General features: G+C 72.0%; 15 protein-coding genes. 9 read left to right on the top strand and 6 right to left on the bottom strand.

The window, feature by feature from the left end; genetic code table 11:
* Positions 1 to 474 precede the first annotated feature (474 nt).
* Positions 475 to 3,003: a DEAD/DEAH box helicase gene (locus tag G6W55_RS22060; protein ID WP_175522590.1), complete on the top strand. Its 2,529-nt coding sequence runs from the start codon at positions 475 to 477 to the stop codon at positions 3,001 to 3,003.
* Between the two features lie 123 nt (positions 3,004 to 3,126).
* Positions 3,127 to 4,026, top strand: a complete 900-nt coding sequence (locus G6W55_RS22055; protein WP_175522557.1) for an alpha/beta fold hydrolase — start codon at positions 3,127 to 3,129, stop codon at positions 4,024 to 4,026.
* Here the strand turns inward: G6W55_RS22055 and G6W55_RS22050 are convergent.
* Entirely contained in the window at positions 4,023 to 4,928 is a 906-nt protein-coding gene (locus G6W55_RS22050) for an NYN domain-containing protein (protein ID WP_107429306.1), read from the bottom strand. The genes G6W55_RS22055 and G6W55_RS22050 overlap by 4 nt on opposite strands.
* A gap of 199 nt (positions 4,929 to 5,127) precedes the next feature.
* Between G6W55_RS22050 and G6W55_RS22045 the strand changes: the two genes are divergently transcribed.
* Entirely contained in the window at positions 5,128 to 5,280 is a 153-nt protein-coding gene (locus tag G6W55_RS22045; RefSeq protein WP_175522556.1) for a hypothetical protein, read from the top strand.
* Positions 5,281 to 5,365: 85 nt separating this feature from the next.
* On the opposite strand, the gene G6W55_RS22040 is transcribed toward G6W55_RS22045, so the two are convergent.
* The 3 genes from G6W55_RS22040 to G6W55_RS22030 form a co-directional block, all read right to left on the bottom strand.
* Positions 5,366 to 5,971 (bottom strand): MarC family protein, encoded by a 606-nt coding sequence (locus G6W55_RS22040; RefSeq protein WP_175522555.1) that lies wholly within the window; start codon positions 5,969 to 5,971, stop codon positions 5,366 to 5,368.
* Between the two features lie 54 nt (positions 5,972 to 6,025).
* Complete coding sequence (locus G6W55_RS22035) at positions 6,026 to 6,883, bottom strand: PHP domain-containing protein (protein WP_175522554.1); 858 nt, start codon at positions 6,881 to 6,883, stop codon at positions 6,026 to 6,028.
* 121 nt (positions 6,884 to 7,004) lie between these two features.
* Complete coding sequence (locus tag G6W55_RS22030; RefSeq protein WP_037874931.1) at positions 7,005 to 7,646, bottom strand: DUF6758 family protein; 642 nt, start codon at positions 7,644 to 7,646, stop codon at positions 7,005 to 7,007.
* A gap of 168 nt (positions 7,647 to 7,814) precedes the next feature.
* Between G6W55_RS22030 and G6W55_RS22025 the strand changes: the two genes are divergently transcribed.
* Positions 7,815 to 9,047, top strand: coding sequence for an MFS transporter (locus G6W55_RS22025; RefSeq protein WP_175522553.1), 1,233 nt, complete (start codon positions 7,815 to 7,817; stop codon positions 9,045 to 9,047).
* 52 nt (positions 9,048 to 9,099) lie between these two features.
* Here G6W55_RS22025 and G6W55_RS22020 read toward each other — a convergent pair whose 3' ends face one another.
* On the bottom strand, positions 9,100 to 9,684 hold the full coding sequence (locus G6W55_RS22020) for a suppressor of fused domain protein (protein ID WP_175522552.1): 585 nt from the start codon (positions 9,682 to 9,684) through the stop codon (positions 9,100 to 9,102).
* A 469-nt stretch (positions 9,685 to 10,153) separates the two neighbouring features.
* Between G6W55_RS22020 and G6W55_RS22015 the strand changes: the two genes are divergently transcribed.
* Both G6W55_RS22015 and G6W55_RS22010 read left to right on the top strand, forming a co-directional pair.
* Positions 10,154 to 11,278: a magnesium and cobalt transport protein CorA gene (locus G6W55_RS22015; protein WP_175522551.1), complete on the top strand. Its 1,125-nt coding sequence runs from the start codon at positions 10,154 to 10,156 to the stop codon at positions 11,276 to 11,278.
* Positions 11,279 to 11,301: 23 nt separating this feature from the next.
* The gene (locus tag G6W55_RS22010; protein WP_175522550.1) at positions 11,302 to 11,832 is read left to right on the top strand and encodes a hypothetical protein; all 531 of its coding nucleotides are present in this window, start codon (positions 11,302 to 11,304) and stop codon (positions 11,830 to 11,832) included.
* A gap of 11 nt (positions 11,833 to 11,843) precedes the next feature.
* Here G6W55_RS22010 and G6W55_RS22005 read toward each other — a convergent pair whose 3' ends face one another.
* Positions 11,844 to 12,590, bottom strand: a complete 747-nt coding sequence (locus G6W55_RS22005; RefSeq protein ID WP_030783981.1) for a hypothetical protein — start codon at positions 12,588 to 12,590, stop codon at positions 11,844 to 11,846.
* 208 nt (positions 12,591 to 12,798) lie between these two features.
* On the opposite strand from G6W55_RS22005, the gene G6W55_RS22000 reads away from it, so the two are divergent.
* Genes G6W55_RS22000 through G6W55_RS21990 form a run of 3 tightly spaced genes read left to right on the top strand, consistent with a single transcriptional unit; the run spans position 12,799 to position 15,899 of the window.
* Complete coding sequence (locus tag G6W55_RS22000) at positions 12,799 to 14,112, top strand: magnesium transporter MgtE N-terminal domain-containing protein (RefSeq protein ID WP_175522549.1); 1,314 nt, start codon at positions 12,799 to 12,801, stop codon at positions 14,110 to 14,112.
* Positions 14,102 to 14,722, top strand: coding sequence for a DUF1003 domain-containing protein (locus G6W55_RS21995; RefSeq protein WP_175522548.1), 621 nt, complete (start codon positions 14,102 to 14,104; stop codon positions 14,720 to 14,722). Before G6W55_RS22000 ends, G6W55_RS21995 begins: the two co-directional genes overlap by 11 nt.
* A 43-nt stretch (positions 14,723 to 14,765) precedes the next feature.
* Positions 14,766 to 15,899, top strand: a complete 1,134-nt coding sequence (locus tag G6W55_RS21990) for an Mrp/NBP35 family ATP-binding protein (protein WP_175522547.1) — start codon at positions 14,766 to 14,768, stop codon at positions 15,897 to 15,899.
* Positions 15,900 to 15,931 lie beyond the last annotated feature (32 nt).

The raw sequence follows: 15,931 nt of genomic DNA, 5'->3' as shown, positions 1-15,931 counted from the left end.
TCCGCGTGGCCAGGACGACGCGACCGACCGGTCCCGACACTGTGACAACCACAACGTGACCGAATCGGCCATCGCGTGTGCGCGAATCCGGGGTATGGTGGTAATGCGCCTGCCGAATATTCGACGGGCCGCACGTATGAGGATGCCCGGTCGGTGGCCCGATCGGCTCCGACCCGACAGCCCTCCCCGACCGTACGGCACATCGCGTACGACCACCGGAGGGAACCCCTCAGCGGTACGAGAGCTAGAGCGTCGGCAGTGGTCCCGTGTCCATACGGCTTGCCCTCACGGCACGCCCGTACGGCGGCCGACGTCCCCGGCACGGTCCGTCACACGACCCCCGCGCTCGCCTCGCACCGCGTACACAGAAGAGGCAGCACCCTGACTACGACGTTCCGAGAGCTCGGAATCCTTCCCGAGACCGCCGAGGCCCTGGAGGCCGTCGGCATCACCACCCCCTTCCCCATCCAGGAGATGACGCTCCCCGTGGCCCTGTCGGGCACGGACGTCATCGGCCAGGCCAAGACCGGCACCGGCAAGACGCTCGGCTTCGGCCTGCCGCTCCTGGAGCGGGTGACCGTCCCCGCCGACGTCGAGGCCGGCCGCGCGAAGCCCGAGGACCTCACCGACGCCCCGCAGGCGCTCGTCGTCGTCCCCACGCGCGAGCTGTGCACCCAGGTCACCAACGACCTGCTGACCGCCGGCAAGGTCCGTAACGTACGCGTGCTGGCCATCTACGGCGGCCGCGCCTACGAGCCCCAGGTCGAGGCCCTGAAGAAGGGCGTCGACGTCGTCGTCGGCACCCCCGGCCGGCTGCTGGACCTCGCGGGCCAGAAGAAGCTCGACCTCAAGCACATCCGCTCGCTCGTCCTCGACGAGGCCGACGAGATGCTCGACCTGGGCTTCCTGCCCGACGTCGAGAAGATCATCAACCTGCTGCCGGCCCGCCGCCAGACCATGCTGTTCTCGGCGACCATGCCGGGCGCCGTCATCGGTCTCGCCCGCCGCTACATGTCGCAGCCCACGCACATCCGCGCCACCGCGCCGGACGACGAGGGCGCGACCGTCGCGAACACCTCGCAGCACGTGTACCGCGCGCACAACATGGACAAGCCCGAGATGGTCGCGCGCATCCTCCAGTCGGAGGGCCGTGGCCTCGCCATGATCTTCTGCCGCACCAAGCGCACCGCGGCCGACCTCGCCGACCAGCTCAAGCAGCGCGGCTTCGCCTCCGGCGCGGTCCACGGCGACCTCGGCCAGGGCGCCCGCGAGCAGGCCCTGCGCGCCTTCCGCAACGGCAAGGTGGACGTCCTCGTCTGCACCGACGTCGCCGCGCGCGGTATCGACGTCGAGGGTGTCACCCACGTCGTCAACTACCAGACGCCCGAGGACGAGAAGACGTACCTGCACCGCATCGGCCGTACCGGCCGCGCGGGTGCGAAGGGCATCGCGATCACCCTGGTCGACTGGGACGACATCCCGCGCTGGCAGCTCATCAACAAGGCGCTGGAACTGTCCTTCAACGACCCGCCGGAGACGTACTCCACCTCTCCGCACTTCTACGCGGAGATGAACATCCCCGCGGGCACCAAGGGTGTCCTGCCGCGCTCGGAGCGCACACGCGCCGGGCTCGACGCGGAGGAGCTGGAGGACCTCGGCGAGCCGGGCGGACGCGGTGCGCGCGGCGGCCGCGGTGGCCGGAGCGAGCGCGGCGGCCGGGGCGAGTCCCGTCCCGCCGAGCGCTCCGAGGACCGTGAGCGCCCGGCCCACACCCCGCGACGGCGTCGTCGTACGCGCGGCGGAGCGGTCCTGGACGGCACGCCGGAGCAGGTCAACTCCCCGGCGCCCGCCGCCGATCCGGCACCCGTGGCGGAGGAGGCCGGTCCGCGCACCCCGCGCCGCCGGCGCCGTACCCGGGGCGGAGCGGGCTCCGAGGCCGCCGTCGCGGTGACGGCCGCGCCCGAGGCCGCCGAAGCCGCCGTGGCGACGGCGGAGGGCCCCGCCCTCGACACCCCGGAGGCCGCCCCGCAGACCGCCGAGGCACCGGCGAAGCCGCGTCGCCGCCGCACCCGCAGGAGCGCGGACAGCGCACCGGCGGAGCAGCCGGGCACCACCGAGCCGGTCACCACCGAGGCCGTCGTCACCGAAACGGTCGTCACCGAGCCGACCGCCGCCGAGACGGCCGTCGACACGGTCGCCGCGCCGGAGGCCGTCACGGCCGCGCCGCGCCGCCGCACCCGCAAGGCGACGGCTCCGGCCGAGGCCGCGACGGTCGTGGAGGCCCCGCAGGCCGCCGAGACCGTCGAGGCCACCGCGGAGCCCAAGCCGCGTCGCACCCGTAAGGCCGCCGCCACGGCGCCGGCCGAGGCGGTTCTCGACACCGTCGAGGCCACCGAGGCCAAGCCGCGCCGCCGCACCACCCGTAAGGCCGCCGCGGCCCCGGAGACGGCGGAGATCCCGGCGCAGAGCACGCAGGACGCGGAGGCGGAGCCCAAGCCGCGCCGCACCCGCAAGGCGGCCGCCGCCCCCGCGGAGGCCCCCGCCGAGGTGACCGAGGCCAAGCCCCGGCGCACCCGCAAGACCGCGGCCGCTCCCGCTGCCGCCGAGGCCGTCGTCGACACCGTCGAGGCGACCGAGGCCAAGCCGCGTCGGACGCGCAAGACGGCGGCCACGGCCGCGGTCGACACCGCCGAGGGCGCGGAGCCCGCGGCCAAGCCGCGCCGCACCCGCAAGACGGCTGCCGCCGTCGAGGCCGCGGACGGCACGGAGCCGGTGGCCAAGCCCCGCCGGACCCGCAAGACCGCGGCCGCCACCACGGCCACGGCCACCGCCGAGATCCCGGCCCAGGCCACGCAGGAGGCGGAGGCGGAGCCCAAGCCGCGCCGCACCCGCAAGGCCGCCGCCACGGCGCCGGCCGAGGCGACCGAGGCCGCGGCGGAGCCCAAGCCGAGGGTGCGCCGCACCCGTAAGGCGACGGCCGCCGCGGAGCCCACGGACGGCTGACCGGCCCGCAGTACCGCCGAAGGCCCGGCCCCTCCCCCCGGAGGAGCCGGGCCTTCGGCGTCCGCACCCACACGCACCGCACCCGCACCCCACCTCCGCCCCGGCGCCCGGTAGCCTCGGCACGTGACCAGGCCGACCAGCACCTCCGCCGCCTCCTCCCCGTTCCCGCCGCCCCCCGGTGCCCGCGCGTACGCGCTGTCGACCGCGCGGGGCGCGTTCGCCGTCGTGGACTCGCCCGCGGCCGCCGGTGTCGAGCCGCGGGGGGTCGCGCTGCTGCTGCCCGGGTTCACCGGCAGCAAGGAGGACTTCCACCTCCTGCACGGGCCGCTGGCCGCGCGCGGCTACCGGGTCGTCGCCGTGGACGGGCGCGGGCAGAACGAGAGCGACGGTCCGGCCGAGGACCAGTCCCCGTACGCCCGCGCGGAGTTGGCGCGGGACGTGCTCGCCCAGGCGGCCGCCCTCGGCACCCCGCTGCATCTGGTCGGGCATTCGCTCGGCGGTCAGATCGCGCGGGCCGCGGTCCTGCTCGACCACTCCCCCTTCGTGTCGTTCACGCTCCTCGCCTCGGGCCCGGCCGAGATCTCCGAGTCCCAGAAGCTGCGCGTGAAGCTGCTGCACGACGCGCTCGCGGGGATGTCGATGCCGCAGGTGTGGGAGGCGATCCTGGCGATGGGCCCGCCCGAGGAGGTCGGCGGCCCGGCCCGCGGCTTCGGCAGCCTGGAGCAGATGCGGCTGCGCTGGCTGAACCACAAGCCCGCCCAACTGCTCGCCACCGGACGCGAGTTGTGCGCGGAGCCGGACCGGGTGGCGGAACTGGCCGCCGTACCGCTGCCGTTCCATGTGCTGTCGGGTGCCAGCGACGACACCTGGCCGGTGACCGTGCTGGACGAGATGGCCGTACGGCTGGGCGCGCACCGCAGTGTGATCCCGGGTGCCGAGCACTCGCCGAACCTGGACCGCCCCGAGCCGACGGCGTCCGCCCTCGCCGACTTCTGGGACCGCCTGCCCGGGAACACGCCCTAGTACTGCGTCTGCACGTGCTCCCAGAAGCCGTCCCTCAGGGCGCGGCGCAGGTCGGCCTGGCCGCGCAGGGAGTACTGGAGCAGCCCCTCGGCCTCCACCAGGAGGTCCTGGTCGACGGAGCCGGGCAGATAGGGGTGGCCCGGCAGCAGTTCGACGAGGGCCTCACGGCCGCGCGCCGCGAGCCACTTCGCGGCGATCTGCGCGCCGACGAACCGGACGTCCTCGCGGCTGGGCCGGGTGCCGCCGCCGGAGTCGTAGGGCTGGGCGGTGCGGCGGGAGACGTACGGCTTGAAGAAGTCGAGGTCGAGGGTGCGCTGGCTGTCGACCTCCCAGAGCAGGGGTTCGGCCTGGTTGCGGCCCTCGGGGGCCTCGATGCCCCAGAGGTGGACGCGGGCCCCGTACCCCTGGGCGGCCTCCACGGCCGAGACGAGGTCCTCGTCGCCGCCGAGGAGCGCCGCGTCGCTGATGGCGCGGTGCCGGGCGAGGGACTCCAGGTCGGTGCGGATCAGCGAATCGACGCCCTTCTGCTGGTTGTTGGCGTTGAGATTGCCCAACCGGACCTTCACGTCGGGCAGTTCGGCGATGGACTGCTGCTCGGCGGTGTGGATGCGGCGGCGGGCGCCGTCGTACCAGTAGACGCGCAGCAGTCTGCTGTCCGCGAAGATCGTGCGGGCGCGGTCGATGAGCGCCTCGATGAGCCCCTCGGCGTCGAGGTCGAACGCCCTGCGGTCCTCGGTGCCGGCGATCAGCCGCCCGGCGGCCGCGTAGAGGTATCCCGCGTCGACGAAGATCGCGTGCGTCGAGGGCGTCTTGGCCACCTCGGCGAGCATGCGCTGGAGGAGTTCGTTCGTGCGGTCGATGCGCGCGGCGAGGGCTGCGTGGTCGTCGTTCATCGCGTCCATTGTCTCGGCGGTCACGCAATGAACACAACCGATCCCATTCAGTCTCCGGATGTCATCCCTTACTGGTCAGTAATTAGTCGTTCGAAAAATTTCTTTAGCGTAGGGAATGTTTGTAACACGCACCCCGTTGACTCCCTTGTAGCAACGTATGCAGCGAGTAATCCTCCGGGGAGGATGACCAGACGAAGGGAGAAGCCATATGCGCTTCGAGATCATGCGACTCGACGATGTCGACGGCACGCCCGTGGACAGCACTGTCGTGGACGCCGCCTCCGTCAACCGGATCGTTCAGCAGGCCGCCGCCGTCGGGCAGCGGCTGTGGATCCGTCCGGCCGACTCCACGGTCTCGTAGTCACGGGCCCGTCGGCACATCACACTTCAGAGCCCCGCACGGCGACCGTCGCCGTGCGGGGCTCTGCGCATGCCGGGGCCGCCGGTCAGCTCCCCTGGATCACCTGCGTGACGCCGTTGATGATCTGCTGCACGGCGATCGCGGAGAGCATCATGCCCGCGAGCCGGGTCACCAGGACCACGCCGCCGTCCTTGATGACGCGGATGATCAGCAGCGAGTAGCGCATCACCAGCCACAGCACGACATGGATGGCGAGGATCGCCGCCCACACCGACACCTGCGCGGCGACGCTGTCGGCCTTCTGCACGGCCAGGATGACGGACACGATCGCACCGGGACCGGCCAGCAGGGGCATGCCCAGCGGGACGAGCGCCACGTTCACGTCCTTGGTCTGCTTCGGCTCGTCGGTCTTGCCGGTGAGCAGATCGAGCGCGATCAGCAGGAGCAGCAGCCCGCCCGCGATCATCAGCGCGGGCACGGAGACATGCAGATAGTCCAGGATCTGGTGGCCCAGGAGCCCGAAGACGGCGATGACACCGCCGGCCACGCACACGGCCTGGAAGGCCATCCGCTTCTGCACCTTGACGGGGCGCCCGGAGGTCAGCGCGAGGAAGATCGGGGTGATCCCGGGGGGATCCATGATGACGAAGAGGGTCAGGAAGAGGGAGCCGAAGACGGCGACGTCGAACATCAGTACTAGAGCCTTGCGGAAAGAGGGTGAAGGGGGACGCCGAGGTGGTGAGGCTCAGGCTCCGCCGGTCCCGGGCACCGGGAACGCCCCGGTCGCGCGCCGGGTGATCTCCCCGTACACCTCGGGGTCGGTGGTGTACTCGCCGAGCACACAGGTCTTGCGGCTGCCGTGGTAGTCCGAGGAGCCGGTGACCAGCAGCCCCAGATCGGCGGCCAGCCCCCGCAGCCGGGCGCGCGTGGCGTCGTCGTGGTCCATGTGGTCGACCTCGATGCCGTCGAGCCCGGCGGCGGCCAGCTCGGCGATCGCCGGCTCGGGCACCGTGCGGCCGCGCTTGCTCGCGCCCGGGTGCGCGAAGACGGTGACCCCGCCCGCGCCCTTGACCAGCCGGATCGCCTCGAACGGGTCGGTCTCGTGCTTGGGCACATAGGCCCGGCCGCCGTCGGCGAGCCAGTGCTCGGTGAACGCGTCGCTCACGGTCGGCACCACACCCAGCTCGACCAGCGCGGTGGCGACGTGCGGCCGCCCGACGGACCCCTCCCCCGCGATCCGCGCCACCTGCTCCCAGGTGACCGGCACGCCCAGCTCCTGGAGCCGGGCGACCATGCCCTGGGCGCGCGGCACCCGGTCGTCGCGCACCAGCTCCCGCTCGGCGAGCAGCGCGGGCTCCTCGGGGTCGAAGAGGTAGGCCAGCATGTGCATCGAGACGCCGTCGATCCGGCAGGACAGCTCGGCCCCGGTGACCAGGGTCAGTCCGGCGGGGAGCGCGGCGATCGCCTGCGCGTACCCGCGGGTGGTGTCGTGATCGGTCAGCGCCACCACGTCGAGTCCGGCGGCGGACGCGTGACGCACCAGCTCGGCCGGGGTGTCCGTGCCGTCGGAGGCCGTGGAGTGGCAGTGCAGATCGATGCGCACGCGGGCTCCCAGCGGGGACGGGACGGGGGGACGATTCAGCATAACGGCAATCCGGACGCCGGATGTCACACCCGAAACCCGGGGTCACCCCCTACACACGCCCGCCCCGCGCAGCGGTCCGCTACGGCTTGAGCAGCCGGGGCGACAGCGCCCCGCAGGGCACCAGGTCGACCTCCGCGCCCGCGTCCCGCAGATCGGTGAGCACCAGCTCGTCGTACATCAGCAGTCCGGACTGCTCGGGCCAGACCACCGCCCACAGCCACAGCCCGCGGGCCTCGCCGGCGAAGACGGCGCGGTCGTCCGGTGTCGCGGAGACGTGCCACAGCGGGGTGGGCCGGCCGGCGGCGAGCACCTTGGCCTGCGGCGGTTTCTCGACGCTCATGTAGGGACCCGGGTCCGGGCCGTCGACGCCCGCGTACCAGGCGCCGAGGCCGACGCCCAGTTCCTCGGCGACGAGGATCAGCTCGCCCATGCCGCCGAGCGGTCCGGGTCCGGAACAGGCCACGGCGGTGGCGCGGCCGCCGCTGCGGTCGTCACCGGCATAGGTGACGCCCGTGAAGAGCCAGCCCACCGGCAGCGGCCAGGGCATCCACACGGGCACCTGGGTGCGGTGCACCACGACGCTGAGGGCCTCGACGCTGGGCGGGATCACGGGCTGGAGTGGATGCACCGTCCCGTGCACATCGCACTGCCAGGAGTCGGAGAAGAGTCCGGGAGCCCTGACCCGGCCACCACACTTCGGGCAACTGGGTTCGCCCCTCATAGAGCCCCACGGTCCTACCCGAGCCCGCTCACGTCAAGGACGATCACCCGTCCGGACGGAAGAGGTTCCCTTCCGGCCACCCCACCGATTTAGATGTAGCTTGCATTAATTAGCCGATCTAACTTATCGTGTGTATATACCAACCTTCTCTCGAGGACCGGAGTACGCATGCAACGCACGGACCCCCTCGACACCGGAGCGGGCAGCCTGCTGCGGCAGCCCAAGGCGGTGTGGGCGACGGCCGGAGCCTCCGTCGTCGCCTTCATGGGCATCGGACTGGTCGACCCGATCCTGCCGTCGATCGCGCGGGGACTCAGCGCCACACCCGGCCAGGTCTCCCTGCTCTTCACCTCGTACTTCCTGATCACCGCGTTCGCCATGCTGGTGACCGGCTGGGTCTCCAGCCGCATCGGCGGCCGCCGCACCCTGCTGCTCGGCCTCGCCCTGGTGGTGGTCTTCGCGGGCCTGTCGGGCACCTCGGACTCCGTCGCCGAACTCGTCGGCTTCCGCGCGGGCTGGGGCCTCGGCAACGCCCTGTTCGTGTCGACCGCGCTCGCCGTCATCGTCGGCGCGGCGGCCGGCGGCAGCGCGGCCGCCATCCTGCTCTACGAGTCCGCCCTCGGCCTCGGCATGGCGTGCGGACCCCTGCTGGGCGCGCTGCTCGGCGACGCGAGCTGGCGCTATCCGTTCTTCGGCACCGCGGCCCTGATGGCGGTCGGCTTCCTGTGCATCACGGCGTTCCTCAAGGAACAGCCGCGGCCGGCCCGCAGGACCTCGCTGCTCGACCCGCTCAAGGCGCTCGGCCACGGCGGGCTCGCCTCGGTCGCGGCCTCGGCGTTCTTCTACAACTACACGTTCTTCACCGTGCTGGCCTTCACGCCGTTCGTGCTGGACATGACCCCCTACCGGTCGGGCGCCGTGTTCTTCGCCTGGGGTGTGCTGCTCGCGGTGTTCTCGGTGGTCGTGGCACCGCGTCTCCAGCGGAGGTTCGGCTCGCTGAAGGTGCTCGGCGGCTCACTGCTGCTGCTCGCGGCCGACGTCCTGGTCCTCGGCTACGGCGACCGCGGCACGGCGGTCGTCTGCACGATCCTGTCCGGCGCGTTCATCGGCGTGAACAACACCGTCTACACCGAGTTGGCGCTCGGCGTGTCCGACGCCCCGCGTCCGGTGGCCAGCGCCGGCTACAACTTCGTGCGCTGGTTCGCCGCGGCCGCCGCACCCTTCTTCGCGCCGCGGATCGAGGAATGGACCGATGTGCACGTGCCGTTCGCCGTCGCGGCGGTCACCGCGGTCGCCGGCGCGGCCGTGGTCGCCGTACGGCGCGGGGCACTTGTGCACGAGGTTCAGGAGCTGGAGCCGCGGCACGCGGCCGAGGACGGGGTGGCGGTCTTCGCCGACTGACGCCCGCCGAGGGCGAGTTGGTGACGTCAGTCACTCCACGGACGCCGGGACGTCAGTCCAGCGGGACGGACTTGCGGGACGGGTCGCGCAGATCCGTCCCGCGCGTCAGCCACCGCTCCTGGAGCGCCTGGGCGCCGTGCACCCGCTTCCAGGCGGCCTCGTTCGGGGTCATGGGGAGCAGCGGCAGGAAGCGGACCGGGTCGAGCGGGGCGTCCAGCTCCAGGTCCTCCACCAGACCGCCCGGCTCGGCGACCAGCACCGAGCTGAACGGGGCGCCGGGCCACAGGGGTTCACCGACGTCGAGGGAGGCGCCGGGGGCCACCACCACCCCCTCGACCTGCGGGGACGCGGCGAGCACGGCGAGCGGGCGGAGCACCTTGCCGGTCTCGGCACGGCCGCCGCGGACGGAGAGCACCAGCTCCGCGCGCGGCCCGCGTTCGGGGTCGGCGAGCATCGCGGTGGGGTCCGCCATGGGCTGCGCGGACATGCCGAGCGTGGCGTAGCGGACGATGTCGCCCTCCTGGAAGCGGAGCACCTCGATGCGGTCCGTGCCCAGGAAGGTGACCGCGGCGCGGGCGTTCGGCTCACCCAGCGCGGTACGCAGCCGGGCCTCGACGAGAGGAAGAACATCAGCCATGCGGCGAGCATAGAACTCGTCAGCACCGGGCAAAGCAGCGCCTTGACACTTCAGTCGGCTGATACTCTTGCCCGGTCGTTCGGGGCAGCGCGGAACACGGCGCGGTGATCTCGCCCCGGCGCCGATGGGACTCCCTTACGAGGGACCGGCTGGAGGAGGTGGGGCTGTCATGGATCGAAGTCACCCGGGCAGTACCACTCGCTCTTCCCGCCGCTGACACCCCGGTATCTCTCCGGCTGGTCGCCACCTCTCGCGCACGTCTTCCTTCGGACGCGTCGGACGCGGAAGAGCACTTCGTCTCGTTTTGCCTGATCTGTCTGATCTGAATCAGCAGCGAAGTCCGCCACCGCGACGAAGCGGTGCTCCCCGCTTTGTGGACGTGCCAAACACCTGCGGTCAGAACGTCCTCATTCCGGGTGGTTCCACCCGTCACAGCGGCCTTTCGTTGCCCGAAGCGAAGGACCCTGCCATGTCGATGATCCGCGACCTGCGAGCCGTGGTCCGTCCCGCCCGCCCGTCCGCGGGCGGTGTCCGCGTGGACAGCGGCCCGTACGACAGCACGCGCGATCCCGCGACGCCGTCGGCCGTCGTCGACTGCGCCGTCTACCGGCACGGCGCGCGCGTGGCGTCCGCGCAGCCGCTCACCCCGCAGGAGGCCATGCGCCAGGTGCGGCGCGACGGCGGCTTCGTATGGATCGGGCTGCACGAGCCGACGGAGAGTGAGTTCTCGGGCATCGCGGGCGAGTTCGGGCTGCACCCGCTGGCCGTGGAGGACGCGGTCCAGGCCCATCAGCGCCCCAAGCTGGAGCGCTACGACGACTCGTTGTTCACCGTGTTCAAGACGATCCACTACGTCGAGCACGACCGGCTCACCGCCAACAGCGAGGTCGTGGAGACCGGTGAGGTCATGTGCTTCACCGGCAAGGACTTCTTCATCACCGTCCGGCACGGCGGCCAGGGCTCGCTGCGCGCCCTGCGCCACCGCCTCCAGGACGACCCCGAGCTGCTCGCCAAGGGTCCCTCGGCCGTGCTGCACGCCATCGCCGACCATGTCGTCGACGGCTATCTCGCGGTCGCCGACGCCGTGCAGGACGACATCGACGAGGTCGAGACCGAGGTGTTCTCGCCCGGCCGCAAGGGCACCCCGCGCGGTACCGACGCCGGCCGGATCTACCAGCTCAAGCGTGAGGTGCTGGAGTTCAAGCGGGCCGTCTCCCCGCTGCTGCGCCCCATGCAACTGCTGAGCGAGCGGCCGATGCGGCTGATCGACCCCGACATCCAGAAGTACTTCCGGGACGTCGCCGACCATGTCGCGCGTGTCCAGGAGCAGGTCATCGGCTTCGACGAGCTGCTCAACTCGATCCTCCAGGCCAACCTCGCGCAGGCGTCCGTCGCGCAGAACGAGGACATGCGCAAGATCACCTCCTGGGCGGCCATCATCGCCGTACCGACGATGGTGTGCGGGGTGTACGGCATGAACTTCGACTACATGCCCGAGCTGCACTGGAAGTTCGGCTACCCCGTGGTGATGTCGGTGATGGTGGGCCTGTGTGTGGGCATCCACCGCACGCTCAAGCGCAACGGCTGGCTCTGAGGGCCGTGGATAGGCTGGACGCCATGACAAGCGAGCCGCTCGACCCGGCCCTCCTCGACCAGGCGCTCGTCGAGGAGGCCACCAAGAAGTCCGGCCTCGTCTGGGTGCGGGGCGCAGGCTCCCCGGCGGCGCGTGCGCTGTGGCACGTGTGGCACGAGGGCGCGGCCTGTGTCGTCGGCGACGGCCCCGGCGAGCAGCCGCTGACCGGTCTGGCGGACGGCGGCTCGGCCGAGGTCACCGTGCGCAGCAAGGACAAGGGCGGCCGGCTGGTCTCCTGGACCGCCCGGGTCGTCGCGCTCGAACCCGGCTCCCCCGGGTGGGAGGCGGCCGTCGCCGAGCTGAAGGGCAAGCGGCTCAACGCGCCCGACGGCGAGGCGATGACCGGGCGGTGGGCGCGCGAGTGCCGGGTGCTGCGCCTGGAGCCCACCGGGCGGCTGCTGCCGCCGCCCGACGGCGATCTGGCGGCCCGCCCCGTGCCGTCACCGGCCACGACCCGTCAGGAGATGCCCGCGGGACTGCCGAAGCTGCTGCTGCGGAAACGGCGGCCCCGGTAGGCGGGGGCCCGTCAGGACGACGGCAACTGCTTGCCGTAGTCGACCGTGTCGTCCTCCGCCGGCTCGCGCAGGGCGAAGTCCTCGCCCCAGGAGGAGAAGCTCAGGGTGCCGGCACCGCCGCCGCGCACCAGGCGCAACGGATAGGGCTCGCCCTCCAGCGAGACGTCCAGGGTGCCGCCGTCGCCGCCGTCGCCGGTGATGCGGATGGTGCGCACCCCGGACTGCTCGTGGTGCCCGTCCGTGCGCACCGCACCGTGCAGGGTCAGCAGACCGTCCAGGAGGAGGTCCTTGTCCGTGAAGCCGCTGAACTTCTTGTACGAGGGGTCCCCCGTCGGCACCTTCACGTACTTGCCGTCGAGCTTGTCGGCGGCCGCCTTGTCCGCGGCGCCGGGCTTGCCGTCCTCGTGCTTCCAGAACGCGGCGTCGGCCTTCAGGAAGAGCTGGTCGTCGACCTTCAGCAGATGGAAGGTGCTGCCCTCGGCGGTCACCGAGCCGCTGCCGCCGTCGGCCTTCAGCCGCATGTCGAGCTTGTACGTCTTCCCGCTGGTGACCACGGTCCCCGACAGCCGGACCGTGTCCACGGACCCGGCGGCCTTCTGGGTGCGGGCCTGGATCTCCTTCGCGGGCAGCTTGCCGACGCCGTTCGTGCCCGCGTCCGGATCCTCGCTGCATCCCGTCGCTCCCAGACCCACGGCCAGTGCGCACACGGCGCTCACCAGCGCGGCCCGGCGGGTACGGCTCTGGGGAATCGCAGTCACAGAGAAGGCTGCCTTTCTGCGGGGATGTGCTGAGCGGCGTACGGCAGCGTACCGGGGTCCCGGAGCGCGAACGGAGCCAGTCCGTCCGGACCGCTCACCAGGGCGTATTGGATCGGGACGGGCTAGCCTGAAGCCCGCAGGAGCGGGCAATCCGGATAAGGAACCCAGCGGTACCGCCGTAAGCAAAAGGAAGCAGGGAACCACAGCCATGGCAGCCGGTGTCCCCCGGATCTTCGTCTCGCACCTCTCCGGCGTCCCCGTCTTCGATCCGAACGGCGACCAGGTGGGCCGGGTGCGGGACCTGATCGTCATGCTGCGCGTCGGCCGCCGGCCGCCCCGGCTGCTCGGCCTCGTGGTCGAACTCGCCACGCGCCGCCGCATCTTCCTGCCCATGACCCGGGTGACGAGCATCGAGTCGGGACAGGTCATCACCACCGGGGTGCTCAACGTCCGGCGCTTCGAGCAGCGGCCCACCGAGCGGCTGGTCTTCGGCGAACTCCTCGACCGGCGGGTCACGCTCGGCGAGACCGGCGAGGAGGTCACCGTGCTCGACGTGTCGGTGCAGCAGTTGCCGGCCCGCCGGGACTGGGAGATCGACCGGGTCTTCGTGCGCAAGGGGAAGAAGGGCGGCGCCTTCCGCCGGGCCAAGGGCGAGACGCTGACCGTCGAGTGGTCGGCGGTCACCGGGTTCTCCCTGGAGGAGCACGGACAGGGCGCCGAGAGCCTGCTCGCCACCTTCGAGCAACTGCGCCCGGCCGACCTCGCCAACGTGCTGCACCATCTCTCGGCGAAACGCCGGGCCGAGGTCGCCGCCGCCCTCGACGACGACCGGCTGGCCGACGTCCTGGAGGAGCTGCCCGAGGACGACCAGATCGAGATCCTCGGCAAGCTGAAGGAGGAGCGCGCCGCGGACGTCCTGGAGGCCATGGACCCCGACGACGCGGCCGACCTGCTCGCCGAACTGCCCACGGCCGACCAGGAACGGCTGCTGAGCCTGATGGAGCCCGCCGACGCGGCCGACATGCGGCGCCTGATGTCCTACGAGGAGCACACGGCCGGCGGTCTGATGACGACCGAACCGATCGTGCTGCGCCCGGACGCCACCGTCGCCGACGCCCTCGCGCGCGTGCGCAACCCCGATCTGTCCCCCGCGCTCGCCGCCCAGGTCTACGTCTGCCGCCCGCCCGACGAGACACCCACCGGGAAGTACCTGGGCACCGTGCACTTCCAGCGGCTGCTGCGCGAACCGCCGTACACGCTGGTCAGCGCGGTCCTCGACGACGACCTCCAGGCGCTCGACCCGGAGGCCGAGCTGCCGGTCGTCGCCGGGTTCTTCGCCACCTACGACATGGTCGCGGCGCCCGTGGTCGACGAGGCCGGGTCGCTGCTCGGCGCGGTCACCGTGGACGACGTCCTCGACCACATGCTGCCCGAGGACTGGCGGGAGACGGAGTTCCACCTGGACGACGAGACGGCGGAGCCGGCCGACGAGGACGAGGGGGTGGCCCCGCATGGTTCCTGAGCGTGACGCCACCCGCGAGCGGACGCCCTCCGGCGCGACCGCCTCCACCCGCACCCGGGCCCGGCTCGACCAGCCGCGCGCGCCGCGCCGCCGGCTGCTGCCGGAGTGGGACCCGGAGGCGTTCGGCCGGCTGTCGGAGCGCATCGCGCGGTTCCTGGGCACCGGGCGGTTCATCGTCTGGATGACGATCGTCATCATCCTGTGGGTCGTGTGGAACGTCTCCGCCCCCTCCGACCTGCGCTTCGACAACTACCCCTTCATCTTCCTGACCCTGATGCTGTCCCTCCAGGCGTCCTACGCGGCCCCCCTGATCCTGCTCGCGCAGAACCGGCAGGACGACCGGGACCGCGTCAACCTCGAACAGGACCGCAAGCAGAACGAGCGGTCGATCGCGGACACCGAGTACCTCACCCGGGAGATCGCCGCCCTGCGCATGGGCCTGGGCGAGGTCGCCACCCGCGACTGGATCCGCTCCGAGCTCCAGGACGTGCTCAAGGAGCTGGAGGACCGGCGCGACGGTCACGGAAGTCACAGCGGTCACGGTGGTCACGGCGGTCCCGGGGTATTCCCGGCAGATCGGTCGCCGGGACGTGACACAGACGACCGCTGAGGGGCTGGCCGGTTGCCCCCGTGGGCGCCGTACCATCGTCCTTATGGCTAGCGAAGACGCGGTGCGCGAGGCACTGGCGACGGTGAACGACCCCGAGATCAACCGACCGATCACCGAACTCGGGATGGTCAAGTCGGTGGAGATCGGGGCGGACGGAGCGGTCGCGGTCACCGTGTACCTGACGGTCTCCGGCTGCCCGATGCGCGAGACGATCACGCAGCGGGTGACCGACGCGGTCACGGCGGTCGAGGGCGTCACCCGGGTCGACGTCACGCTGGACGTGATGAGCGACGAGCAGCGCAAGGAGCTGGCGAGCGCCCTGCGCGGCGGCCAGACCGAGCGCGAGGTCCCCTTCGCCAAGCCCGGCAGCCTCACCCGGGTCTACGCGGTCGCCTCCGGCAAGGGCGGCGTCGGCAAGTCCTCGGTGACGGTCAACCTGGCGGCGGCGATGGCCGCCGACGGCCTCAAGGTCGGTGTGGTCGACGCCGACATCTACGGCCACAGCGTGCCGCGCATGCTGGGCGCCGAGGGCCGCCCCACCCAGGTCGAGAACATGATCATGCCGCCGTCGGCGAACGGCGTGAAGGTCATCTCCATCGGCATGTTCACCCCGGGCAACGCCCCGGTCGTCTGGCGCGGCCCGATGCTGCACCGCGCGCTCCAGCAGTTCCTCGCGGACGTGTACTGGGGCGACCTGGACGTGCTGCTGCTCGACCTCCCGCCGGGCACCGGTGACATCGCGATCTCGGTCGCCCAGCTCGTGCCGAACGCGGAGATCCTGGTCGTCACCACCCCGCAGCAGGCGGCCGCCGAGGTCGCCGAGCGCGCCGGGTCCATCGCGGTGCAGACCCACCAGAAGATCGTCGGCGTGGTCGAGAACATGTCCGGCCTGCCCTGCCCGCACTGCGACGAGATGGTCGACGTGTTCGGCACGGGCGGCGGCCAGACGGTCGCCGACGGCCTGACCCGCACGACCGGCGCCACCGTTCCGGTCCTCGGCTCCATCCCGATCGACGTCCGGCTGCGCGAGGGCGGCGACGACGGCCGGCCGGTCGTCCTGACCGACCCCGACTCCCCCGCGGGCTCCGCGCTGCGGGCCATCGCCGGCAAGCTCGGCGGCCGCCAGCGCGGCCTGTCGGGCCTCTCCCTGGGGATCACCCCGCGGAACAAGTTCTGAGGACGTCTTCCGTCCTACGACCATGAGGGTGC

It is taken from the genome of Streptomyces sp. CAI-85 (genome assembly GCF_013363615.1).
Taxonomy (GTDB): domain Bacteria; phylum Actinomycetota; class Actinomycetes; order Streptomycetales; family Streptomycetaceae; genus Streptomyces; species Streptomyces antibioticus_B.
This window is presented reverse-complemented; position numbering and strand designations above follow the sequence as displayed.